General features: G+C 62.3%; 16 protein-coding genes and 1 pseudogene. 6 read left to right on the forward strand and 11 right to left on the reverse strand.

All coding sequences use genetic code 11. The features are described from left to right. Nucleotides 1–17: 17 nt before the first annotated feature. From gltB to pilM, 8 genes and pseudogenes are all read right to left on the reverse strand, one after another. The gene (gene gltB, locus ACXX81_RS20600; RefSeq protein ID WP_322212438.1) at nucleotides 18–4,463 is read right to left on the reverse strand and encodes a glutamate synthase large subunit; all 4,446 of its coding nucleotides are present in this window, start codon (nucleotides 4,461–4,463) and stop codon (nucleotides 18–20) included. A 350-nt stretch (nucleotides 4,464–4,813) separates the two neighbouring features. After that, nucleotides 4,814–6,382, reverse strand: a complete 1,569-nt coding sequence (locus ACXX81_RS20605; protein WP_322212437.1) for an SPOR domain-containing protein — start codon at nucleotides 6,380–6,382, stop codon at nucleotides 4,814–4,816. Nucleotides 6,383–6,392: 10 nt separating this feature from the next. Beyond that, nucleotides 6,393–7,493 (reverse strand): 3-dehydroquinate synthase, encoded by a 1,101-nt coding sequence (gene aroB, locus ACXX81_RS20610; protein ID WP_003237313.1) that lies wholly within the window; start codon nucleotides 7,491–7,493, stop codon nucleotides 6,393–6,395. A 114-nt stretch (nucleotides 7,494–7,607) separates the two neighbouring features. Next, nucleotides 7,608–8,126, reverse strand: coding sequence for a shikimate kinase AroK (gene aroK / locus ACXX81_RS20615; protein ID WP_322212436.1), 519 nt, complete (start codon nucleotides 8,124–8,126; stop codon nucleotides 7,608–7,610). 4 nt (nucleotides 8,127–8,130) lie between these two features. Further along, nucleotides 8,131–9,387 (reverse strand): annotated as a pseudogene (locus tag ACXX81_RS20620) (type IV pilus secretin PilQ); the annotation flags it as partial. A 138-nt stretch (nucleotides 9,388–9,525) separates the two neighbouring features. Next, a complete protein-coding gene (locus ACXX81_RS20625) occupies nucleotides 9,526–10,497 on the reverse strand; it encodes a pilus assembly protein PilP (RefSeq protein ID WP_458572299.1) in 972 nt (323 codons plus the stop codon). Beyond that, entirely contained in the window at nucleotides 10,494–11,045 is a 552-nt protein-coding gene (locus tag ACXX81_RS20630) for a PilN domain-containing protein (protein WP_458572300.1), read from the reverse strand. Before ACXX81_RS20630 ends, ACXX81_RS20625 begins: the two co-directional genes overlap by 4 nt. Beyond that, nucleotides 11,042–11,698, reverse strand: a complete 657-nt coding sequence (gene pilM / locus ACXX81_RS20635; RefSeq protein WP_209987597.1) for a type IV pilus biogenesis protein PilM — start codon at nucleotides 11,696–11,698, stop codon at nucleotides 11,042–11,044. Before pilM ends, ACXX81_RS20630 begins: the two co-directional genes overlap by 4 nt. A 220-nt stretch (nucleotides 11,699–11,918) precedes the next feature. On the opposite strand from pilM, the gene ACXX81_RS20640 reads away from it, so the two are divergent. Both ACXX81_RS20640 and ACXX81_RS20645 read left to right on the forward strand, forming a co-directional pair. Beyond that, nucleotides 11,919–14,381, forward strand: coding sequence for a penicillin-binding protein 1A (locus ACXX81_RS20640; RefSeq protein WP_373460637.1), 2,463 nt, complete (start codon nucleotides 11,919–11,921; stop codon nucleotides 14,379–14,381). Between the two features lie 255 nt (nucleotides 14,382–14,636). Continuing rightward, nucleotides 14,637–15,859, forward strand: a protein-coding gene (locus tag ACXX81_RS20645) for an IS3 family transposase (protein WP_322212102.1) whose coding sequence is annotated in 2 segments (ribosomal slippage) — nucleotides 14,637–14,988 and nucleotides 14,988–15,859 — 1,224 coding nt in all. Because the reading frame shifts where the segments join, the coding sequence is not laid out codon by codon here. Between the two features lie 49 nt (nucleotides 15,860–15,908). Here the strand turns inward: ACXX81_RS20645 and ACXX81_RS20650 are convergent. The 3 genes from ACXX81_RS20650 to rpmE form a co-directional block, all read right to left on the reverse strand. Beyond that, nucleotides 15,909–17,177: a malic enzyme-like NAD(P)-binding protein gene (locus ACXX81_RS20650; RefSeq protein ID WP_322212432.1), complete on the reverse strand. Its 1,269-nt coding sequence runs from the start codon at nucleotides 17,175–17,177 to the stop codon at nucleotides 15,909–15,911. 178 nt (nucleotides 17,178–17,355) lie between these two features. Continuing rightward, nucleotides 17,356–18,165: a thermonuclease family protein gene (locus tag ACXX81_RS20655; protein WP_458572301.1), complete on the reverse strand. Its 810-nt coding sequence runs from the start codon at nucleotides 18,163–18,165 to the stop codon at nucleotides 17,356–17,358. Nucleotides 18,166–18,179: 14 nt separating this feature from the next. Further along, entirely contained in the window at nucleotides 18,180–18,416 is a 237-nt protein-coding gene (gene rpmE / locus ACXX81_RS20660) for a 50S ribosomal protein L31 (protein ID WP_003237330.1), read from the reverse strand. 217 nt (nucleotides 18,417–18,633) lie between these two features. Here rpmE and ACXX81_RS20665 point away from each other — a divergent pair, with 217 nt between their 5' ends. The 4 genes from ACXX81_RS20665 (at nucleotide 18,634) to hslV (ending at nucleotide 24,275) form a co-directional block, all read left to right on the forward strand. Beyond that, nucleotides 18,634–20,853, forward strand: coding sequence for a primosomal protein N' (locus tag ACXX81_RS20665; RefSeq protein WP_458572302.1), 2,220 nt, complete (start codon nucleotides 18,634–18,636; stop codon nucleotides 20,851–20,853). Between the two features lie 203 nt (nucleotides 20,854–21,056). Continuing rightward, nucleotides 21,057–22,793, forward strand: a complete 1,737-nt coding sequence (gene argS / locus ACXX81_RS20670; RefSeq protein WP_209987585.1) for an arginine--tRNA ligase — start codon at nucleotides 21,057–21,059, stop codon at nucleotides 22,791–22,793. A 1-nt stretch (nucleotide 22,794) separates the two neighbouring features. After that, nucleotides 22,795–23,496, forward strand: a complete 702-nt coding sequence (locus ACXX81_RS20675; protein WP_209987582.1) for an SPOR domain-containing protein — start codon at nucleotides 22,795–22,797, stop codon at nucleotides 23,494–23,496. A 248-nt stretch (nucleotides 23,497–23,744) separates the two neighbouring features. Continuing rightward, nucleotides 23,745–24,275 carry an ATP-dependent protease subunit HslV gene (hslV, locus tag ACXX81_RS20680; RefSeq protein ID WP_003237338.1) on the forward strand — a complete coding sequence of 177 codons (531 nt, stop codon included), beginning with the start codon at nucleotides 23,745–23,747 and terminating at the stop codon, nucleotides 24,273–24,275. The last annotated feature ends 14 nt before the right edge of the window (nucleotides 24,276–24,289 follow it).

The raw sequence follows: 24,289 nt of genomic DNA on the forward strand, positions 1-24,289 counted from the left end.
AACTCTTCAGGCGCATATCACTGCGGGTTGGCACGGATGCTGGAAAGCAACGATTTCAGGTTGGCAGCCTTGGGCTTGACCAGCCAGAAACGACGCAGGAAATCATCGAGGTTTTCGGCGAGGTTACGACCCCATTCGCTGCCGGTCTCCTCGACGTACTCGTCCAGCACGTGCTGCAAGTGGTTCCGGTAGGATTCCATGGCTTCGCCGCTGATCCGCTGGATCTCGACCAACTCGTGGTTGACCTTGTCGACGAAGGTGTTGTCCTGGTCGAGCACGTAGGCGAAACCGCCGGTCATGCCCGAACCGAAGTTGTAACCGGTCTTGCCCAGTACCGCGACAAAGCCACCGGTCATGTACTCGCAGCAGTGATCGCCAGTGCCTTCCACCACGGTGTGGGCACCGGAGTTACGCACGGCGAAACGCTCACCCGCAGTACCGGCGGCGAACAGCTTGCCACCGGTAGCGCCGTACAGGCAGGTGTTGCCGATGATTGCACTGTCCTGGCTCTTGTACACGCTGCCCGCAGGCGGAACGATCACCAGCTTGCCGCCGGTCATGCCCTTGCCCACGTAATCGTTGGCGTCGCCTTCGAGGTACATGTGCAGACCGCCAGCGTTCCACACGCCGAAACTCTGGCCTGCGGTGCCCTTGAAGCGGAAGGTGATCGGCGCTTTCGCCATGCCCTGATTGCCGTGCCTGCGCGCGATTTCGCCGGAGACGCGGGCGCCGATGGAACGGTCGCAGTTGCAGATGTCCAGAGCGAATTCGCCACCGCTGGCGTCATTGATCGAGGAGCCGGCCATATCGACCATCTTCTCGGCCAACAGGCCCTTGTCGAACGGCGGGTTACGCTCCACGCCGCAGAACTGCGGTTTGTCGGCCGGGATGTGATCGCTGCCCAACAGCGGCGTGAGGTCCAGGTGCTGTTGCTTGGCGGTCTGACCCTGAAGGATTTCCAGCAGATCGGTGCGCCCGATCAGTTCTTCCAGCGAGCGCACGCCCAGCTTGGCCAGCCACTCACGGGTCTCTTCGGCGACGTAGGTGAAGAAATTCACCACCATGTCGACGGTGCCGATGTAGTGGTCCTTGCGCAGTTTTTCGTTCTGCGTGGCGACGCCGGTGGCGCAGTTGTTCAGGTGGCAGATGCGCAGGTATTTGCAGCCCAGGGCGATCATCGGCGCGGTGCCGAAGCCGAAGCTCTCGGCGCCGAGGATCGCGGCCTTGATCACGTCGAGGCCGGTTTTCAGGCCGCCGTCGGTCTGTACCCGCACCTTGCCGCGCAGGTCGTTGCCGCGCAGGGTCTGGTGGGTTTCAGCCAGACCCAGCTCCCACGGTGCACCGGCGTACTTGATGGAGGTCAGCGGCGATGCGCCAGTGCCGCCGTCGTAGCCGGAGATGGTGATCAGGTCGGCATAGGCCTTGGCCACGCCGGCGGCAATGGTACCCACGCCGGCTTCCGCCACCAGTTTCACCGAGACCAGCGCCTGCGGGTTGACTTGCTTGAGGTCGAAAATCAGCTGCGACAAGTCTTCGATCGAATAGATGTCGTGGTGCGGCGGCGGCGAAATCAGCGTCACGCCGGGCACTGCGTAGCGCAGCTTGGCGATCAGGCCGTTGACCTTGCCGCCCGGCAGTTGCCCGCCCTCACCCGGCTTGGCGCCCTGGGCCACCTTGATCTGCAGCACTTCGGCGTTGACCAGGTATTCCGGGGTAACGCCGAATCGGCCGGTCGCCACCTGCTTGATCTTCGAGCTTTTCAGCGTGCCGTAGCGCGCCGGGTCTTCGCCGCCTTCGCCGGAGTTGGAACGCGCACCCAGGCGGTTCATGGCTTCGGCCAGGGCTTCGTGGGCCTCGGGCGACAGGGCGCCCAGGGAAATACCGGCGGAGTCGAAACGCTTGAGGATCGATTCCAGCGGTTCGACTTCACTGATGTCCATCGGCGTGTCCAGGGTCTTCACCTTGAACAGGTCGCGGATCATCGACACCGGGCGGTTATCCACCAGGCTCGTGTACTGCTTGAACTTGGCGTAGTCGCCCTGCTGCACGGCGGCTTGCAGGGTGCTGACCACGTCCGGGTTGTAGGCGTGGTATTCACCACCGTGCACGAACTTGAGCAGGCCGCCTTGCTGGATCGGCTTGCGCGCGCTCCAGGCTTCGGCTGCCAGGGCTTTCTGTTCAGCTTCGATGTCGACGAAGCGTGCACCCTTGATGCGGCTCGGCACACCACGGAAGCTCAACTCGCAGACTTCTTCGGACAGGCCAATGGCTTCGAACAACTGCGCGCCGCGATAGGACGTGACGGTGGAGATGCCCATCTTCGACAGGATCTTCAGCAGGCCTTTGGTGATGCCTTTACGGTAGTTCTTGAACACCTCATAGAGGTCGCCCAGCACTTCACCGGTACGGATCAGGTCGCCCAGCACTTCGTAGGCCAGGAACGGGTACACCGCCGAAGCGCCGAAGCCGATCAGCACCGCAAAGTGATGCGGGTCACGGGCGGTGGCGGTTTCGACGAGGATGTTGGAGTCGCAACGAAGGCCTTTTTCGGTCAGGCGGTGGTGCACCGCACCCGTGGCGAGCGAGGCGTGGATCGGCAGCTTGCCCGGCGCGATATGACGGTCGGTCAGCACGATCTGGGTACGCCCGGCACGCACGGCTTCTTCGGCCTGATCGGCGACGTTGCGCACGGCGGCTTCCAGGCCAACACTCTCGTCGTAGTTCAGGTCGATGATCTGGCGGTCGAAGCCCGGACGCTCCAGGGTCATCAGCGAGCGCCACTTGGCCGGGGAAATCACCGGCGAGCTGAGGATCACGCGGGAGGCGTGCTCAGGCGATTCCTGGAAGATGTTGCGCTCGGCACCGAGGCACACTTCCAGGGACATCACGATGGCTTCGCGCAGCGGGTCGATCGGCGGGTTGGTCACCTGGGCGAACTGCTGGCGGAAATAGTCGTACGGCGTGCGCACACGCTGGGACAGCACGGCCATTGGCGTGTCATCGCCCATGGAACCGACTGCCTCATAGCCTTGCTCGCCGAGCGGGCGCAGCACCTGATCGCGCTCCTCGAACGTGACCTGATACATCTTCATGTATTGCTTGAGTTGGTCTACGTCGTAGAAAGCCGAGCCGTGGTCGTTGTCTTCCATGGTCGCCTGGATGCGCAGGGCGTTCTTGCGCAGCCATTGCTTGTAGGGGTGACGCGACTTCAAGCGGTTGTCGATGGCGTCAGTGTCGAGGATCTGCCCGGTTTCGGTGTCCACGGCCAGGATCTGGCCAGGGCCCACGCGGCCTTTGGCGATGACGTCTTCAGGCTTGTAGTCCCACACGCCGATTTCCGAGGCCAGGGTGATAAAGCCGTTGGTGGTGGTGACCCAACGCGCCGGGCGCAGACCGTTACGGTCGAGCAGGCACACCGCGTAGCGGCCGTCGGTCATGACCACGCCGGCCGGGCCGTCCCACGGTTCCATGTGCATCGAGTTGTACTCGTAGAATGCACGAAGGTCCGGGTCCATGGTTTCGACGTTCTGCCACGCAGGCGGAATGATCATGCGCACGCCACGGAACAGGTCGATGCCGCCGGTGACCATCAGTTCGAGCATGTTGTCCATGCTGGAAGAGTCGGAACCCACGCGGTTGACCAGCGGGCCGAGCTCTTCGAGGTCCATCAGATCGTTGGCGAACTTGGTGCGACGGGCCACGGCCCAGTTGCGGTTGCCGGTGATGGTGTTGATCTCGCCGTTGTGGGCGAGGAAGCGGAATGGCTGAGCCAGCGGCCATTTTGGCAGGGTGTTGGTGGAGAAGCGCTGGTGGAACACGCAGATTGCGGTTTGCAGGCGCTCATCGCTCAGGTCCGGATAGAAGGCGGCGAGGTCCGCCGGCATCATCAGGCCTTTGTAAATGATGGTCTTGTGGGAAAAGCTGCAGATGTAGTGATCGGTGTCGGCGGCGTTGAGCACCGACGAACGACGACGCGAGGTGAACAGCTTGATCGCCATGTCCTGGTCGCTCAGACCGTCGCCTGCGATGAACACTTGTTCGATCTGCGGCAGGCGCTCGTTGGCCAGGCGGCCGAGCACGCTGGTGTCGATCGGCACTTTGCGCCAGCCGATCAGTTGCAGGCCGGCGGCGACGATCTCGCGGTTCATGTTTTCGCGAGCGGCTTCGGCTTTGACCGGGTCCTGGTTGAAAAACACCATGCCCACCGCGTATTGCTTGGGCAGGTCGACCGAAAAATGCTGTTTGGCCACAGCGCGCAGGAACAGGTCGGGCTTTTGAATCAGCAAGCCGCAACCGTCACCGGTCTTGCCGTCGGCGTTGATCCCACCGCGGTGGGTCATGCAGGTCAGGGCCTCGATGGCCGTTTGCAAAAGGGTATGACTGGGCTCGCCCTGCATGTGGGCTATCAGGCCGAAACCGCAGTTATCCTTGAATTCATCGGGTTGGTACAGACCTGCTTTCATAGACACTTTCTCACCAGGCTGCCTCTTATACCGAGGCAAATTTCTTTTCAATTCAACCGGTTACCTTCCACGCCGAACGTACGCCGGCTTAGCGGGGGCAAAAGGGAGGTCATTGTACACACCGACACGAACGCTCACAAATTTAGCGACGAAATGTCGCAAATCTATGTCGCATTTATGAAAGGTTTAAAGCGATATGCTGTGCTAGTCAAAACTTTTTTAATTTTGACTGCCACGACTCAAAAGCTACCGTGACGCAGACACCACAAAGCGCGCGGCCTTCAGGGCTGCACGCTGTTGTAGTTTTTTTGAGGTGCCGGGAGGGCGGCCTGGGTAAGGCCGCCGGATCTTCAGCGAGCAGTTGCCAGTTCTTGTTGAACGCTGGCAACGGTGCGAGGCCAAGGTTTACCAGCCTGAACCTTCGCTGGCAAGGTTTTGATCGCGGAATCAGCCGCGGCACGGCTGGTGAAGTTGCCGTAAGTGATCACGTAGAGAGGCTTGCCGTTGAGCACTTTCTTGAAATAACGGTACTCGCCGCCCTGCTCCTTCACGAACGCCTGGGCATTGGCTTCGGAGCTGGTGCCCAGGATCTGCACCACGAAATTGCCGGTAGGCTGGCTGGCGTACCAGCCGCTGCCGGCGGCGCTGGCCTTGGCGACAGTGGCTGGCTTCTCGGCCGGCTTGGCGGCGGTGGTCGGCGCGGGCTTGGCGGCAGGTGCAGGCGTGACCGGCTTGGTCACCGGCGCGGGCTTGGCGGTGGCGACCGTCGGTGCCGGAGTCGGGGTTGCGGCAGGTGCCGGTGCAGGCTTGCCCGCCGGTACGCCGGCTGGCGGTGCGGTGGTGGTGACGGTCGGCGGAGTGGCGCTGGAGCCTTCCACCGGCACGCCGTCGTCACCTTCGGAGATGCCACCGGCTTCTTCGGCGAGCGGACCGCGCATCACCGGCTGGCCGACCATCGGCAGGTTGGTTGGTTGACCGGAGTTGGCGAACTCGACGTTCGGTGTGGGCTTGCCCAGTGGCAACTGCGCCTGTTCCGTTGGCGCGCCGGCCGTGGTCGGCGCCTTGCTGCGGCCCGGGATCAACCAGGCGGCGGCAACGGCGACCACGACAACAGCGGAAATGGCCAATACGTGCTTCTTAGGCATAGTGAACCCCATCTTTGGACGCTTGACCGCGGAGCGGCTGGCAATCATGGCTTCGATCATCGCATCGCGGGCAACCTGATTGATGTTTCCAGGCCAGCCATCGGAGCTTTCGTGAATATCAGAGATCTGATTTGCCGTGAAAAGTTCGATACCCGCCCCGGCGCCTTCAAGGCGCTGGGCCAGGTATTCGCGGGTTTCTTCTTCTTCGTAGGGCTGCAACTCGATAACGTGGAACAGCTCCTGTTCGCCGCTGATCTGCTCCAGATCGGCGATCAACGACGACTCACCAAACAGGAACACATGCGGGCGGCCTTCCGGCGTACCGGCGGCCAGCGCCAGCAGCGCCTCAAGGGCGGATTCGTCGAGCTGCTCGGCGTCGTCCACCAGCAGGTAGACTTCCTGACCGGTCAGGCCCAACTGCACCACCTGCTTGAGAATGGCATTGGGCTCGGCGTTGGCCACGTCCAGCGCCTGGGCGACCTGACGCAACACACCCGCCGCATCGCCGGCACCACGGGCCGACACCACCACACTCTGCACCGACTGTTTGTTGGTGCTGGCAACCAGCGCCTGGCGCAGCAAGGTCTTGCCGCTGCCCAGCGGGCCCGTCACCACCAGCAGTAGCTGGCTGTAGCGCGCAAGGTGATGCAACTGACCCAGCACCGGCTTGCGCTGGGCCGGGAAGAATTTGAAACCAGGCACCCGTGGAGCGAAGGGGTCGTGGCTCAACTGGTAGTGGCCGAGGAACGCCTCGTCGGCATGCAAACTAGTCATCGCGATCTTATTAACCTTTAAGCTGGGCCAGGGCGCGGTAATCCGCTCCCAGCGTGGCCTGTAAAATCTCTTTCGGATAATCGTCGGTCACCACCGCTTCGCCCATGCGGCGCAGCAGCACCAGTCGAAGTCGACCGTCGATCACTTTCTTATCTACCGCCATATGTTCGAGGAAGTCCGCCTCGGTCATCTGCGCGGGTGGAATCACCGGCAAACCGGCACGCTGCAACAGACGGATACCGCGATCACGCTCCTGGGCGCTGATCCAGCCCAGGCGCTGGGACATCTCCAGTGCCATTACGGTGCCAGCCGCGACAGCCTCTCCATGCAACCACACACCATAGCCCATGTGCGTTTCGATCGCATGGCCGAATGTGTGGCCCAGATTGAGGGTGGCGCGCACGCCGGACTCTCGTTCATCGGCATTGACCACCAGCGCCTTGGCCGCGCAGGAGCGCGAAATGGCTTCGGTGAGCGCCACTTGATCGAGGGCGCGCAGAGCGTCCACATGCTCCTCCAGCCAGGTGAGGAACGGTTCGTCGCAGATCAGCCCGTATTTGATGACTTCCGCCAGCCCCGCCGACAGCTCGCGCGGCGGCAAGGTGTTGAGCGTCGTGGTGTCGATCAGTACGGCCTGCGGCTGGTAGAACGCGCCGACCATGTTCTTGCCCAGCGGGTGGTTGATGCCCGTCTTGCCGCCCACCGACGAATCGACCTGGGATAGCAAGGTGGTCGGCACCTGAATGAAATCCACGCCGCGCTGGTAGCAGGCGGCCGCGAAGCCGGCCATGTCGCCGATCACGCCGCCGCCCAAGGCGACCACGGTGGTGCGGCGGTCATGCCGCGCGGACAGCAGGCCATCAAAGATGAGCTGCAGGGTTTCCCAGTTCTTGTGGGCTTCGCCGTCGGGCAGCACCACGGAAATTACCGAGTACGCCGAAAGGCTGCGGCTCAGACGTTCAAGGTACAGCGGCGCGACCGTTTCATTGGAGATGATCGCCACCTGCCGCCCGGCAATGTGCGGCGTGAGCAAGTCAGGCTGGTCCAGCAGGCCTTCACCAATATGGATCGGGTAGCTGCGCTCGCCTAAATCGACCTTAAGTGTCTGCATGTGTCCCCGCGTGAGAGATGGATTGACGACCGGCAACGTCCGCTGCCTGATGGCTCCACGCCACACCTCAAGGTGATGACGCGCCGCCGAGAATAGCGCATTTCGGGCCAGGCTTTAACGGGGTGGCAGCCGATGCAGGCGTTCAAGAATCTCGACCACCACCATCCGCGGCGGCCGTTCATCGGTTTGCACCACCAGATCGGCTATTTCCCGGTACAGCGGATCACGCAGGGCAAGCAAATCCCGCAGGGTTTTTTCCGGGTTGGCCGTGCGCAACAACGGGCGATTACGGTCGCGGGCGGTGCGGCCCACTTGCTGCTCGACCGACGCATGCAGATACACAACCCGACCACCGGCATGCAGTGCTCGACGATTCTCATCACGCATCACCGCGCCACCACCGGTTGCCAATACCACGCCGTCGCAATCGCACAGCTCGGCAATCATCGCCTGCTCGCGGTCGCGAAAGCCCAGTTCGCCTTCCCTGTCGAAGATCCATGGGATATTGGCGCCCGTGCGCAATTCAATTTCCTTGTCGGAATCTTTGAACGGCAGGCGCAGCTCTTTGGCCAGCAAACGGCCGATGGTGCTTTTTCCAGCGCCCATCGGCCCTACAAGAATCAAATTTCGCACAGAATCAACGACTCACAGCAATCGCCTGGTTATTCATGATACGCGGAGTCAGGAATACCAGCAGCTCGGATTTTTTCTCCGCCAGCACATCACGCCGGAAAAGGCGGCCAAGATACGGCACATCGCCCAAAAATGGCACTTTATCTACCACTTTGCTCTGGGTATTGGAGAAAACCCCACCGATGACGATGGTCTCGCCGTCCCGAACCAGCACCTTGGCGTTGACCTCGTTTTTCTTGATCGGCGGTACGTCATTGAGTTTGTTCAAATAGTCGGGCTCATCCTTGGTGACTTTCACTTCCATGATCACATGGTCGTCGGGGGTGATCTGCGGGGTGACTTCCAGCGACAGCGAAGCCTCCTTGAACGACACCGAGGTGGCACCGCTGGAACTGGACTCCTGATAGGGAATCTCGGTGCCCTTGAGAATGCGCGCAGTCTCCTTGTCGGAGGTGACCACCTTGGGCTGTGAAACGATTTCGCCATTGCCGGTTTTTTCCATGGCGCTCAGTTCCAGGTCCAGCAGGAAGTTATCGGTGATGAAGGCGATGCCCAGCCCGGACGCGCCGGCGAGCGAGCCAAGGTCGACGAAGGGTGAGGCGGATGGGCTTTGCGGCGGCTTCGCGCCTTCGGCCAAGGATTTCGGGATACCGCCGGCGCCCCAGTTGCCGCGACTGAGCCGCCCGCCCCAACGCACGCCCAGGCTTTTGTCATAGTCGACATTGGCCTCGACAATCCGCGCCTCGATCATCACCTGGCGCACCGGAATGTCCAACTGCGCCACGATGCGCCGCAGCTCTTCGAGCCGTTCACCGGTCTGGTAGGCAATGATGTTGTTGGTGCGATCATCCACCGCCACCGAGCCGCGTTCGTCGGGGGTGCCTTCGAGGCCGTTCACCGACTGGAACAGCTTGGCCAGGTCGGCCGCCTTGGCGTAGTTGACCTGCAACAGCTCGCGGCGCAACGGCGCCAGGTCGGCCATCTGCCTTCGCGCCTCCAGGGTCAGCAGTTCGCGCGCGGCCAGCTCGTCGGCGGGCGCCACCAGCAACACGCCGGCTTTCATCCGCTTGTCCAGGCCCTTGCTTTGCAGCACCAGGTCCAGCGCCTGGTCCCAGGGTACATTCTTCAGGCGCAGGGTGACCGAGCCTTGCACCTCGTCACTGGCAACCAGATTGAGACCCGCCACGTCGGCGATCTGCTGCAACGCGGCGCGCAGGTCGATGTTCTGGAAATTGAGGTTCAGTGTGTCGCCGGTATAGGCGCCCGACGCTGCGCCACCGGGTGGCGGCAACTGGATCAGGTCTAGACGATTGGGCACAGCAGCAGCCATCGGTGCCGTGAACGCTATCCATAGCGCCACACCGAAGGACGAGAAAGTCCTTTTCATTGTTCGATTCCGTTATGAGTTGACGTTCAACACAAGGGTTCGTGAGCGCTGCAGCCAGGCGCCCTGTTCATCGGGAAACAACTCGGCCAGCTCGACGTGGCCGTCATGGATGGCCGTGACGCGGCCGTGGTTCGGCCCCAGGTAGTCGCCGACCGCCAGGCGGTGCACGCTGGAGGCCGCGCGCAACAGGACGAAACGTTGAACACCACGGGACAGCGTGCCGACCATTTCGAACTGGTCGACAGCCAGGCTTTCCAGCACGCCGCGCGGCCGTGAAAGGTCCGGCGCGGACGCAGGTTTGCCGGGCGCATGCTCGACCTGCATAGCCGAGGACTGGAACGGGTCACGCAGGGCAGCAGCGCTGTAGGCAAAGCGCGGCCCCCACTGCGTGACCGGTCCAGGCTCGCCGTGGGGCGACAGACTGCGGTAGGTCTTGGCCAACAGCTCCAGACGCAGCAAGGCCCCGTCAGACGCAAGCGCAAGATCATGCACGGTGACGATCCGCGCCAACCCGCCCAGGCCGCTCACAAAGGTCGCCAGGTCATGGTAGGTGCCAAGCATGCGAACCTGCACCGGCGCTTCGATATAAAACGGCCGAGGCTGTTCGTCCAACACCTTTACGCCTTCGACCAGCAGGCCATTACCGGCGGCCAGCCGGGCGATGTCTTCGAGCAGGCCGGGCATATCGGACTCAGCGGATAATTGCCGGAACAGCCCGCCAACCCGCGCCTGCATCGCCTGGGCCTCATCGCTGCGACGTTCAAGGTTTGCGGCAAGATCGGTGTTTTGCGCGAGCGCCTGTTGCAAGGCCACTTCCTGCGTCTGGAGCACCTGCAGCCGCTCGCGGGACGGCGCCAGGACCACACTGTTGCCCACCGCCAGCACCAGCCCGGCCAGCGCGCAGCCAAGCAAAACCTTGCCGGGCAAGGGCCATTTGGCAGCGTGGTGAGTGAGTGCAGAAAGATCGAGCCTGGGCAGGCTCATGGCTGGGCCTCGGTGGATGCCCCCTGGCGCACCATCAGTTGAAATTCATTGCGGCCATCCGCGCCTTCCGCCCGCACATGCTGCAGCCGGGTAGCGTGGGCACCCGCGGAAGCCTCCAGGCTGCGCATCAACTGGGCGATATCCTGGCTGGATTCGGCGCTGCCGCTGATGCTCACGCTATCGCCCCGGGCAACCACCTCGTGCAGATGCACGCCCTCGGGCACGGCGCGGGCCAACTGGTCCAGCAACTGCGTGCCGGCGGAACGGGATTGGTGCAGGTCCTGCACGACCTTCATGCGCTCGGCCAGTTGCTGGCTCTGCTCCTGCAGGTCGTCGATGGTCTTGATCCGTGCATCCTGGGCGGCCACCTCCTTGCCCACATGGCTGTTGCGCGTTACCTGGCGGTCGATGGCCTGGTCGATGACCTGATCCGCCAGCCACACTGCCGCCAGCGCCACACAGGCGAACGCCAGCAAAAATACCAGGAAGTACTTGCGCCGACGCTGCGCCAGCGCCTGGCGCCAGGGCAAAAGATTGATTCGTGTCATCCAGCGAAACTCCTCAGGGCCAATCCGCAAGCCACTCCCATCCCGTGGGCATCCGCAGCCCATTGTGCGCCATCGACACGACGGCCCGGCGTGAAGCTGGCGAAATCCTGACTGCATGCGCGCTCCAATGCAAACCCTTCGACATCCACCACCCTCGGCACCAGCCCCGCCAGGGCCAAAACTGCCTCGCGGGTTTCGACCTGTTCCTTCAGGCACGCCGCCAGTAATACCTGCACCCGCTCGGGGTTGTCGGCACAAGGGCCGCGCACTTGAAAGTCGATGGCGACGTCGTCCAGCGGGTAAGGAATGTACTGGTCGGCTTCCAACTGGATCTGCCGGGCCATTTCCTGCTCGCTGAGCCGTGCCTGCAGGTCGATTACCCGCGTTATAACCGAGGAGCTCGCCACCGCCACCGCCGCCTGCCGGGCCGAGGTGCGCAGGCGCGGCAGAGCCTGGTGCAGGGCCCGGCCGATCAGTTCAAGGTCGAGCAGGCTGCCATCGACCACCGCCCGGCTCGGCAGCGATTGCGTGGCATAGCCTTCGACGGTATAGCCGCTGGCCGAACGGCTCAGTTCAATCAGTTTGATCCCGCTGTCATTGATGTCGACGCCGAGCACGGTGTCGACTTTTCGCCTGAAAAATCCCTTTCCCATAAAACTCCCTAAACCTTTGCCTGTCTTACCGCCTGATTGGCGCCGGGCACCGTGCATTCGGTCGACTTGTTGAACCGGCACGAATGACGCCCCAAGTCGAAAAATGCTTTAATGCCCAGCGTTTTTTTCCGCTTTTATCTGCTGCCCGGGTCGATCCATCGTTTGTCATGCATGCCCCGGCGCCTAACTCATTCTTTTCTCTGGAAATCCAAAAGCCTTGATTCGTCTGCTGAAGTTTTTCGGGTACTCCATTGTCGCCATCGTTTGCGGGCTCCTGCTCGTCCTCAGCGGGGCCTATCTCTACCTTAGTCCGGGTTTGCCCTCCGTAGAGGCACTCAGAAGTATCCAGTTGCAGATTCCTTTGCGGGTCTACAGCAGCGATGAAAAACTGATCGCGGAGTTCGGCGAAATGCGCCGCACACCGATCCGTTTCGCCGACATTCCGCCCAATTTCATTAGCGCGCTGTTGTCCGCAGAAGATGATAATTTCGCCAATCACTACGGCGTGGACCCCAGCAGCCTGGTGCGCGCCGCCACACAGCTGGTAAAAAGCGGACACATTCAATCCGGTGGCAGCACCATCACCATGCAGGTGGCGAAGAACTTCTTCCTCACCAGCGAGCGCAGTTTTTCGCGCAAGGCCACCGAGATCCTGCTGGCCTTGCAGATCGAGCGTCAGCTGACCAAGGACGAGATCCTCGAGCTGTACGTCAACAAGATCTACCTGGGCAACCGCGCCTACGGCATCGAAGCCGCGTCGCAGGTGTACTACGGCAAGTCGATTCGTGACGCCAGCCTGGCGCAGATGGCGATGATTGCCGGCCTGCCCAAAGCCCCTTCGCGCTTCAACCCCCTGGCCAATCCGGCGCGCAGCAAAGAGCGCCGCGACTGGATCCTGGGGCGCATGTACAAACTGGGCAAGATCGACCAGGCCGCCTACGAAAGCGCGGTGGCCGAGCCGCTGAACGCGAGCTACCACGTGCCGACGCCGGAAGTGAACGCGCCGTATATCGCCGAAATGGCCCGCGCCGAAATGGTCGGCCGGTATGGCAGCGAGGCGTACACCGAAGGCTTCCGCGTGACCACTACCGTGCCGAGCGACCTGCAGGACATCGCCAATGAGGCGGTGCACTCCGGCCTGATCGCCTACGACCAGCGCCATGGCTACCGCGGCCCCGAATCGCGCCTGCCGGGCAAGACCCTCAGTGCCTGGACCACCGAGCTTGGCAAGCAGCGCACGATCAGCGGCCTGGAGCCAGCCATTGTCACCCAGGTGAAGAAAGACGGCGTGCAGGTGCTGACCCGCACCGGTGAAGCACACGTGGCCTGGGACAGCATGAAGTGGGCGCGACCGTTCCTGAACACCAACAGCATGGGCGCGCTGCCCAAGCAGCCGTCGGACGTGGCGCAGGTGGGTGACTTGATCCGCGTGCAACGCCAGAAGGACGACAGCCTCAAATTCAGCCAGGTACCGGTCGCACAGGGCGCCCTGGTGTCCCTGGACCCGCAGAACGGCGCGATTCGCGCGCTGGTCGGCGGCTTTGCCTTCGAGCAGAGCAACTACAACCGCGCCACCCAGGCCAAGCGTCAGCCCGGCTCAAGCTTCAAGCCGTTCATCTACAGCGCCGCGCTGGATAACGGCTACACCGCCGCCAGCCTGGTCAACGATGCACCGATCGTGTTTGTCGACGAGTACCTGGACAAAGTCTGGCGCCCGAAGAACGACACCAACACCTTCCTCGGCCCGATCCGCATCCGCGAGGCGCTGTACAAGTCGCGCAACCTGGTGTCGATCCGACTGCTGCAGGCAATGGGCGTGGGCAAGACCATCGATTACATGACGCGCTTCGGCTTTGCCAAGTCGGACCTGCCGCCCAACCTGTCCCTGGCCCTGGGCACCGCGACCCTCACGCCGATGGAAATCGCCACCGGCTGGAGCACCTTTGCCAACGGCGGTTACAAGATCGCGCCGTACCTGATCGACAAGATCGAGAGCCGCAATGGCGATACGCTGTTCACCGCCAACCCGCCACGCGTGCCGGGTGACGTGGTCAATGGCGTGGCTGCCACCGATGGCCTGGCCGCGCCGAGCAACGGCGGCATCACCATCGAGCCGACGCCGGGCGCAGCACCGGCCACGAATGCCGGCAACCCGGCCGAACCCCAGGCACCTGCGGTGGCCGAGCGCATTGTCGATGGCCGTACCACCTATATCCTCAACAGCATCCTGGAAGACGTGATCAAGAAAGGCACCGGCCGCCGCGCGCTGGCCCTGGGCCGCGCGGATATCGCGGGCAAGACCGGCACCACCAACGAATCCAAGGACGCCTGGTTCTCCGGCTACAACGGCGACTACGTGACCACCGTGTGGACCGGCTACGACCAGCCGGAAAGCCTGGGTCGCCGCGAGTTCGGCGGCACCGTCGCGCTGCCGATCTGGATGAGCTACATGGGCGCCGCGCTGAAGGACAAGCCTTTGCACACCCAGCCGGAACCGGAAGGCATCCTCAGCCTGCGGATCGACCCGGTGAGTGGCCGCGCCGCATCCCCGAGCACGCCGAATGCGTACTTTGAACTGTTCAAGAGCGAAGACACGCCGCCGTCGGTCAACGAACTGGGTAACGGCGTCGCACCGGGCAGCCCGCTGCCGGCGGATGAGGCAGCACCGATCGACTTGTTCTAACCCGATCTGCGGCCTGATACAGATCCAATGTGGGAGGGGGCTTGCTCCCGATGGCAGTGCGACAGTCACTGCATGTATTGACTGATCCACCGCTATCGGGAGCAAGCCCCCTCCCACACTTGGATCTCCACAGGCCTCAAGTTAATCGCCAAGTCACAAAAAAGCCCCGACTCATCCGAGCCGGGGCTTTTTGTTGGTGCGCTGTCCCGTCCTGAATAAGGTTTACACCTTCTGACCTTTCTTCAGGAGGACTCAATGGATACGGGAAAAAGGCGCAGCCAACGCGATTACACGCTAGCTTTTAAATTGTCGGTCGTAGACCAAGTCGAAAAAGGCGAGTTGAGTTATAAAGAGGCTCAACGGCGCTTTGGCATTCAGGGCCGGTCCACGGTACTGGTTTGGCTACGCAAGCATGGCCGACAGGACTGGAGCCAAGGCGCCTCAATCCGAGCGCCGCGGAGCAGGCCGATGACCGACCCCAACCTCCCGCTGACACCCGAGCAGCGGATTAAAGAGCTTGAAGAACAGTTGGCGCTGAGCAATCAAAAGGCCCAGTTCTTTGAAGCTGTCGTGAACGTCTTGAAAAATGATTACGGTGTGTCCATCGTAAAAAAGCGACCCGGCAAGTCCTCTCGCAAGGGCAAATCCAAGACCTGAGCATTACCAGGGCTTGCCTGTTCATGGGAATTTCGCGCCAAGCGTATTACAAACGTAACCGAGCCGTTGATGCGAGAGCTCACCAAGACCAGCAAGTAGTGGACTTTGTTCTGGAAAAGCGGCGTCGCCAGCCGAGGTTAGGCACGCGCAAGCTGCATTATCTGATGAGCACTGAGGCTGAAGTGCAGGTAATTGTTGGTCGAGACCGTCTTTTTTCCATCTTGCGCGAAGCGCGAGAGCTGGTTCCTCGAAAGCGTGCTTATCATAAAACTACGCATAGCCATCATCGGTTCCGCCGCCATCCCAACCTGCTCAAAGCAGGCCCGGAACAAGTTGTCGCTGGCAGGCCCGAGCAGGTTTGGGTTGCAGATATTACCTATCTGCCCACGCGGGAAAGTGTCGTTTACGTCAGCCTGATAACAGACGCGTACTCACGCAAGATCGTGGGTCATCATGTACATGACAGCCTGCATACGGAGTCGGTGGTCAAAGCATTGCAGAAAGCTGTTAGCCAGCGAAAATCCAAGCAATCGCTGATCCATCACTCGGATCGCGGGGCCCAATACTGCTCCGACCTGTACCAGCAAATGCACGCCAAGCATGGGATCAAGTGCTCAATGACGGATGGCTACGATTGCTATCAGAACGCGATGGCAGAGCGGGTAAACGGGATTTTGAAAACTGAGTTTTTGCTGCACCGGCCCAAAGATTTGGCGGATGCCGTAAAAATGGTGGATGAGTCGGTGCTGATCTACAACGGGGAGCGGCCGCACTTATCCCTGAAATACAAAACGCCCGATGCGGTGCATCAGGCGTTTTGAGACTGAAACAGGTGTAAACCTATTTCAGGACTAGACACGCTACAACGGCTTAGCCGTTGAACACATCATCCACGCTTTGCAGCGGGTAGTGCTTCGGATACGGCAGGGTTGCCACACCGGTCTCGATGGCGGCCTTGGCCACGGCGTCGGAGATCAGGGTGATCAGACGCTTGTCCATCGGTTTCGGAATGATGTACTCACGACCGAACGCCAGCGGAGCACCACCGTAGGCGTCGCAGACGTCCTGTGGCACCGGCAGCTTGGCCAGTTCGCGCAGGGCATTGGCGGCGGCGACTTTCATTTCTTCGTTGATGCGCTTGGCACGAACGTCCAGGGCGCCACGGAAGATGAACGGGAAGCCCAGTACGTTGTTGACCTGGTTCGGGTAGTCCGAACGACCGGTGGCCATGATCACGTCGCTGCGGGTGGCGTGGGCCAGCTCAGGCGCGATCTCGGGGTCCGGGTTGGAGCAGGCGAACACGATCGGGTTCGGCGCCATGGACTTGAGGCCTTCAGCGCTCAGCAGGTTCGGGCCAGACAGGCCAACGAACACGTCGGCACCGTTGAGCGCGTCAGCCAGGGTGCGCTTGGAGGACGGGTGGGCAAACATCGCCTTGTACTGGTTCAGGTCGGTACGCTCGGACTGGATCACGCCCTTGCTGTCGACCATGTAGATGTTTTCGAGCCTGGCGCCCATGCTGATGATCAGCTTCATGCAGGAAATGGCGGCGGCGCCGGCGCCCAGGCAGACGATTTTCGCCTCAGCCAGGGTTTTGCCGGCGATTTCCAGAGCGTTGATCATGCCGGCTGCGGTAACAATCGCAGTGCCGTGCTGGTCATCGTGGAATACCGGAATGTCGCACTGTTCGATCAACGCCTTTTCGATCTCGAAGCACTCAGGTGCCTTGATGTCTTCCAGGTTGATGCCACCGAAGGTGATGGAAATGCGCTTGACCGTGTCGATGAACGCCTGCGGGCTCTCGGAGTCGACTTCGATGTCGAACACGTCGATGCCGGCAAAGCGCTTGAACAGCACGCCCTTGCCTTCCATGACGGGCTTGGACGCCAGCGGGCCGAGGTTACCCAGGCCAAGAATCGCGGTGCCATCGGAAATCACTGCAACCAGGTTGCCTTTGCCGGTGTACTTGTACGCCAGTTCAGGATCGCGGGCGATTTCACGTACGGGCTCGGCAACACCAGGGCTGTAGGCCAGCGACAGGTCGCGAGCAGTGGCAGTGGCTTTGGTGAGCTCTACACTCAGCTTTCCTGGACGAGGATGGGCATGATATTCGAGAGCGGCAGTTTTCAAATCAGACATATCGGCATTCCGCTTTTACTGTTGGTCGACGGACCGCCGAGGATACGCGCGAAGCAATTTCCCTACAAGACTGGGCAGTCACGGGTCTCCAGTCCCCGCAATCAAGCACTTTAGGCGCAGCCCACGGGATACAAGGGCGAAACTGTTCACAATCACACCTTTTAAATGTCTACAATTTTTACCAGCGAGACGACTTGAGCATGGCCGGATCGCTCAACGGCAGCAGCCAGCGCGCCTGGCCGTTTTCAAGACGGCCACGTCGAGCGCGATCCTGCACCCAGCCACGCGCTTCGACAGTCTGGCCTTGCAGACCACTGAGCGTGGCTGCGTCGAACTTCCCGGCCACATTCGGCGCAATGCGCACTACCAGCGAACCCGGCAGTTGAATCCAGATGCCACCGCGATTGCGTTCGACCTTTTTCACCCGGCCGCTGATCAGGGCAAACCCTGCGCGCCTGACCTGCGCCACGCTGCGCACGGGCGATGTGCGCCACAGCCCCAGGCGACGCTGGCGCGCGACGTTTTCAGCCGCCTGCTGGCACGCGATGAGATCGACATTGGGGGCGACGCCCACCTGAAACCCCAGGCCCTCGGCGAGCAACTGCGCTTCCAGATTGTTGCCATCGGCGCCGTACAGATGGGCCAGGGTCCGGCCGTAGTGGTCCTTGCGCTCGCGCCCCGGCACCAGCCCCACGCGACCGCCACTGGCGCGCACCAAGGCTTGCAAACGCTGACGGGCAGCGACGGCATAGGGCTCGTCAGGGCGACCTTTCCTGGCGGTTTCCGGTGCATTGAGACCTATCATGCGCACGCTGCGGCCATCCGTAAGGCGCACCGTGTCGCCATCTACCACGCGCTTGACCTGCACCTGGGCCACGGAGGCCGGCGCCGGACAGAACACCTCGGCCTGGGCGGCGGACAGCCAAATTCCGGGCACAAAAAAGGCGCCCACAAGGGACGCCTTTTTCAACAGCTGGCAAAAGCCCATAAGGCTTTTGAACCTTACTCTGCCGGAGTGGCAGCAGCAGGTTTCTTGCCGAAAGCACCAAAGCGATCTGCGAAGCGCTGTACACGGCCGCCGGTGTCCAGAGTTTTCTGCTTACCGGTGTAGAACGGGTGGCACTCGTTGCATACGTCAGTACCCAGTGGCTTGCACAGGTTCGAACGGGTTTCGAACTTGTTGCCGCAGCTGCAGGTGACTTCGATAGTTTCGTACGCTGGATGGATATCGGCTTTCATGGCACTTCCTCGGGCTAGCGTGCCGCCACTCGACACTATTGTCGAATACCGCACGTAATTAGGCCGCGGATTCTAACAGACCTTTCAAATCGCGCAAGCGGCGCTGACAACCCAGAACTGCCCTTTCATCAGAAAACTGTCGGCTACCCCAAGCCTCCCCCTGTCTGCTAGGCTCGCGCCCCTGCATCACCGCCTGCCTTTAGATGAGACCTCTCGCGTGCCCGACGCCATTTTGCGCCTAGCCCTGCCCTCACCCCTGCGCCGCCTGTTCGATTACCGCGCGCCGGCCGGTGTGCTGCGGGCGCAGTTGCAGCCGGGCATGCGCGTGCGCGTGCCGTTCGGTCGCCGGGAAATGATCGGTATCCTGGTAGAAATTGCCGACCACAGCGAAGTCCCGGCCGAAAAGCTCAAGCCCGCAGTGGCGATCATCGACGCCACCGCGCCACTGCCACCGGCGCTGTTCAAGCTGTGCCTGTGGACCGCCCAGTATTACCAGCACAGCCTTGGCGACACGTTGAGCTGGGCGCTGCCGGTGCTGCTGCGCCAGGGCGAACTGGCCGAAGCGCGCCAGGAACGCTTTTGGTCCACGGTGCCCGGCGCGCGCCTCGACGACCCGCGCATCGCCCGCGCCCCACGCCAGCGTGAGGCTCTTGCCACCCTGGCGCAGCACCCCCATGGCGTGGCGCATCAGCTGTTAAGCAAGCTGATGCTGAGCAAGGACAGCCTCGACCTGCTGCTCGCCAAAGGGCTGGTGCAGGTCGAAATCCGCAAACATGCGCCCGACTCACGCCATGAACACTGGCTGGCCCAGCCGGAGCTGCCGCTGAACCCCGAGCAACGCGCCGCCTATGAAGCGATCCGCGCAGGCTTCGACAGCTTTCACGCGTTCCTGCTGGCCGGCGTCACCGGCAGCGGCAAGACCGAAGTCTACTTGCAGTTGATCCGCGAGACCCTGCAGGCCGGCAAACAGGCGCTGGTGCTGATCCCCGAGATCAACCTGGGCCCGCAGACCCTGGCGCGCTTCGAGCAGCGCTTCAATGCGCGCATCGCTCTGGTGCACTCGGCGGTCAACGACCGTGAGCGCCTGGAGTCGTGGCTGGCGGCGCGGGACGGCGAGGCCGACATTATTATCGGCACCCGTTCGGCGCTGTTTACGCCGATGAAAAACCCCGGGCTGATCATCATCGACGAGGAGCACGACGGCTCCTATAAACAGCAGGAAGGCCTGCGTTATCACGCCCGCGACCTCGCGCTGGTGCGCGCGCGCCAAGAGGACATTCCGATTGTGCTGGGTTCGGCCACGCCGTCCCTGGAGAGCCTGCACAACGCCTACACCGGCCGCTATGGCCTGCTGCGCCTGAACGAGCGCGCCGGCGGCGCCAAACAGCCACGCTTCCTGCGTCTGGACGTAAAAAGCCGTCCGCTGGACAGCGGCATTTCCGGGCCGATGCAACAGGCCATCGGCCAGACCCTCGCCGCCGGCCAGCAGGTGCTGGTGTTTCTCAATCGACGCGGCTTCGCACCAACGCTGTTGTGCCACGACTGTGGCTGGATGTCCGAATGTGAGCGTTGCGATGCGCGCATGACCGTGCACCAGCGCCACGGCGAGCTGCGCTGCCATCATTGCGGCCATGTGGAGCGGGTACCGCGCCACTGCCCGCAGTGTGGCAAGGTCGACCTGCGCCCCGTCGGCGCGGGCACCGAGCGCGCCGAAGAGCGCTTGGGCATCCTGTTTCCGGATTACCCGGTGCTGCGGGTCGACCGCGACAGCACCTCGCGCAAAGACGCCATGAATCAGCTGTTTGCCACCATCCAGAAAGGCCAACCGTGCATCCTGGTGGGCACGCAGATGCTCGCCAAAGGGCATCACTTTCCACGGGTCACCCTGGTGTCGATCCTCGATGCGGACGGTGGCCTGTTCTCCGGGGATTTTCGCGCCAGCGAGCGCATGGCGCAGTTGATCGTGCAGGTCGCCGGCCGCGCCGGGCGCGCCGAAGAGCCGGGCCGGGTGATTATCCAGACACACCTGGCCGACCACCCGCTGCTGATCCAACTGACCGAACAGGGCTACTTCGCCTTCGCCGAACAGGCCCTGAGCGAACGCCGCTCCGCCGGCCTGCCGCCGTTTGCCCACCTCGCCCTGCTGCGCGCCGAAGCCCATAAACCGGGGCAGGCCGAAAGCTTTCTCGATGAGGCCTGCAGCGCCGCTGAACGTTTGCTGGCAGAGCTGGGTCTGAGCGGCATCGAGCTGCTCGGCCCGGTGCCCGCCCCCATGGAGCGCCGCGCCGGGCGTTATCGCGCCCAATTGCTGTTGCAGGCGACCTCCCGCGCACCGTTGCACCGGCTGTTGAGCAGCTGGTTGCTGGCCCTGGAGCAAATGCCCGGCGGCCGGCAGGTGCGCTGGTCGCTGGATGTGGATCCGGTGGATTTGTATTGATAGCCAGATCGCTATCGCAGCCAAGCCAGCGCCCACAGTTGAAATGTGAATACCTTTAAATACAGGAACGGGCTTGCCCGCGATGAGGCCCGCAGGTCCGCCATACGGTCTGAACGGTTGGCAAGCTCGCCCTCGCCACGGATAATGCCCAGTTTTTCCACCTGCGCATCGCGCGCCGCCGCTTGCGGTTGAAAGAGAACACCATGAAAGACACCATTCGCCAGCTGATCCAGCAAGCCCTCACCCAACTCGTCAACGAAGGTGTGTTGCCTGAAGGCCTGTCGCCGGCGATCCAAGTAGAAAACACCCGCGACAAGACTCACGGCGACTTCGCCAGCAACATCGCGATGATGTTGTCCAAGCCGGCCGGCATGAAGCCGCGCGACCTGGCAGAAAAAATCATCGCCGCGCTGCCCGCCGACGCCAGCGTCACCAAGGCCGAAATCGCCGGCCCGGGCTTTATCAACTTCTTCCAGAACACCCAGGCCCTGGCCTCGCGCCTGGATGCAGCCCTGGCCGACGCCCGCATTGGTGCACGCAAAGCGGGCGACAGCCAGCGCGTGGTCGTCGACCTGTCGGCGCCCAACCTCGCCAAGGAGATGCACGTCGGGCACCTGCGCTCGACCATCATCGGCGACGGCGTGGCGCGGGTGCTTGAGTTTCTCGGCGACACCGTGATCCGGCAGAACCACGTAGGCGACTGGGGCACCCAGTTCGGCATGCTGATGGCCTACCTGCAAGAGAACCCGATCACCAGCAACGAGCTGGCCGACCTCGAGAACTTCTACCGCGCGGCCAAAAAACGCTTCGACGAGTCCGAGGCGTTTGCCGACCGCGCCCGTGGCCTGGTGGTCAAGCTGCAAGCCGGCGACGCTGAATGCCTGGCACTGTGGAACCGTTTCCGTGAAATTTCCCTGTCCCACTGCCAGGACATCTACGAGCTGCTCAATGTCAAACTGACCATGGCCGACGTAATGGGCGAAAGCGCCTACAACGACGACCTGATCAACGTGGTCAACGACCTCAAGGCCGCCGGCCTCCTGGTGGAGAGCAACGGCGCGCAGTGCGTGTTCCTCGAAGAATTCAAGACCGCCGACGGCGAGCCGCTGCCGGTGATCATCGTCAAGGCCGACGGCGGCTACCTCTACGCCACCACCGACCTCGCCGCCGTGCGCTATCGCAGCGGCGTGCTCAAGGCCGATCGCGCCTTGTACTTCGTCGACCAGCGCCAGGCCCTGCACTTCCAGCAGGTGTTCGAAGTGGCCCGCCGTGCAGGTTTCGTCACCCACCCGATGCACATGGAGCACATGGGCTTTGGCACCATGAACGGCGCCGATGGCCGCCCGTTCAAGACCCGCGACGGCGGCACCGTGAAGCTGATCGACCTGCTGACCGAAGCCCAGGAACGTGCCTACACCCTGGTGAAGGAAAAGAACCCGGAGCTGGCCGAGGCCGACCTGCGCAACATCGCCCGCGTGGTCGGCATTGGCGCGGTGAAGTACGCCGACCTGTCCAAGCACCGCACCAGCGATTACAGCTTCAACTTCGAGCTGATGCTCAACTTCGAAGGCAACACCGCGCCTTACCTTCTCTACGCCTACACCCGCGTGGCCGGCGTGTTCCGCAAGCTGGGCAAGGATTTCAGCGAAGTTCAGGGCCAGATCAATCTTCAGGCCCCCCAGGAACACGAACTGGCGGCCAAACTGGCGCAGTTCGGCGAAGTGCTGAACAGCGTCGGCGAAAAAGGCACGCCGCACATTCTGTGCACCTATCTGTACGAAGTGGCCGGGTTGTTCTCCAGCTTCTACGAGAACTGCCCGATCCTCACCGCCGCCGACGACGCCCAGAAGCACAGTCGCCTGCGCCTCGCCGCACTGGCTGGACGGACCCTCAAGCAAGGCTTGGAACTGTTAGGCCTGGAAACTCTGGAGCGTATGTAAGTTGGCTGCCAAGAAGAAACCAGCACCCAAGCGCGGCGCGAGCCGCTATCAGGCCCCGGCAAAGAAGCCGATTCCGGGCTGGCTGTGGATGGCGATCGGCCTTACGGTCGGCGCGTTTGTAGTGTTCCTGATGAAGCTGGACCCGGGCCAGGGCGACGACGTCAAACGCGTCAAGCAGGAACAGCAGAAGGCCAGCAAGATGGCCGAAGCCAACAAGACCGCGCCCAGTCCGACCGCACCGGTGAAGCCGAAATACGACTTCTACACGCTGCTGCCCGAGTCGGAAGTGATCGTGCCGCCTGATGCCGTGCCGGAAAAAACCCTGCCGACGCCGCAGGTGCCGACCACCCCGGTGACCCCGGCGGAAGCTGCAAAAATCGACACCGCCCGCGCCCAGGCGGCGCTGGCCGGGATCACTCCGCCGCCGGCACCGCCAGTTGCCGAAACCAAGGCAGCACCGGTGACCAAGTTCTTCCTGCAGGCGGGCTCGTTCCCGAAACAGGCGGATGCAGAGCGCGTTCGCGCGCAGATCATCCTGTTGGGCCAGACCGTTTCGGTGGAGTCCGGCACGGTGAAGGAAGCAACCTGGTATCGCGTGCTGGTGGGGCCGTTCAGCAACCGTGAGCAACTGACCGTGGCGCAGAAGCAACTGGCTGGTGCGGGCTTTAGCAACCTGCTGTTACAACAACGCCAGAGCCGCTGATCCAGACGTAACGCTAATCAAAATGTGGGAGGTTTGCTCCCGATGGCAGTGTTTCAGTCAAGCATTCAGTGACTGATGCACCGCCATCGGGAGCAAGCCCCCTCCCACATTGGATTTTCATTGATCGTCAGAATGAGTCCGACACTGCCGCTTGTCCGCACAAAGCCCTTATAGTTGAAATCCCCACCACCACCCCCATATCAGTTTCCATCAGGGCATTTTCGCCCCGCTGCGTGGAGACTCTCCCCTTGACCACCATCGTTTCAGTACGTCGCCACGGCAAAGTCGTCATGGGCGGCGATGGCCAGGTTTCCCTGGGTAATACCGTGATGAAAGGCAACGCCAAGAAAGTGCGTCGCCTGTACCACGGCCAGGTGCTTGCCGGTTTCGCCGGCGCCACCGCCGACGCCTTCACCCTCTTCGAGCGTTTCGAAGGCCAGCTGGAAAAACACCAGGGCCACCTCGTGCGCGCTGCGGTCGAGCTTGCCAAAGAATGGCGCACCGACCGCTCCCTCAGCCGCCTCGAAGCCATGCTGGCGGTCGCCAACAAGGACGCGTCCCTGATCATCACCGGCAACGGCGATGTGGTTGAGCCTGAACACGGCCTGATCGCCATGGGTTCCGGCGGTGGCTACGCCCAGGCGGCGGCCAGTGCACTGCTGAAGAAGACCGACCTGTCGGCCCGCGAAGTCGTCGAGACCGCGCTGGGTATCGCCGGCGATATCTGCGTGTTCACCAACCACAACTTCACCATTGAGGAGCAGGACCTCGCCGAGTAAGCCGTAGGCTTATT

It is taken from the genome of Pseudomonas sp. GNP013, assembly GCF_054343995.1.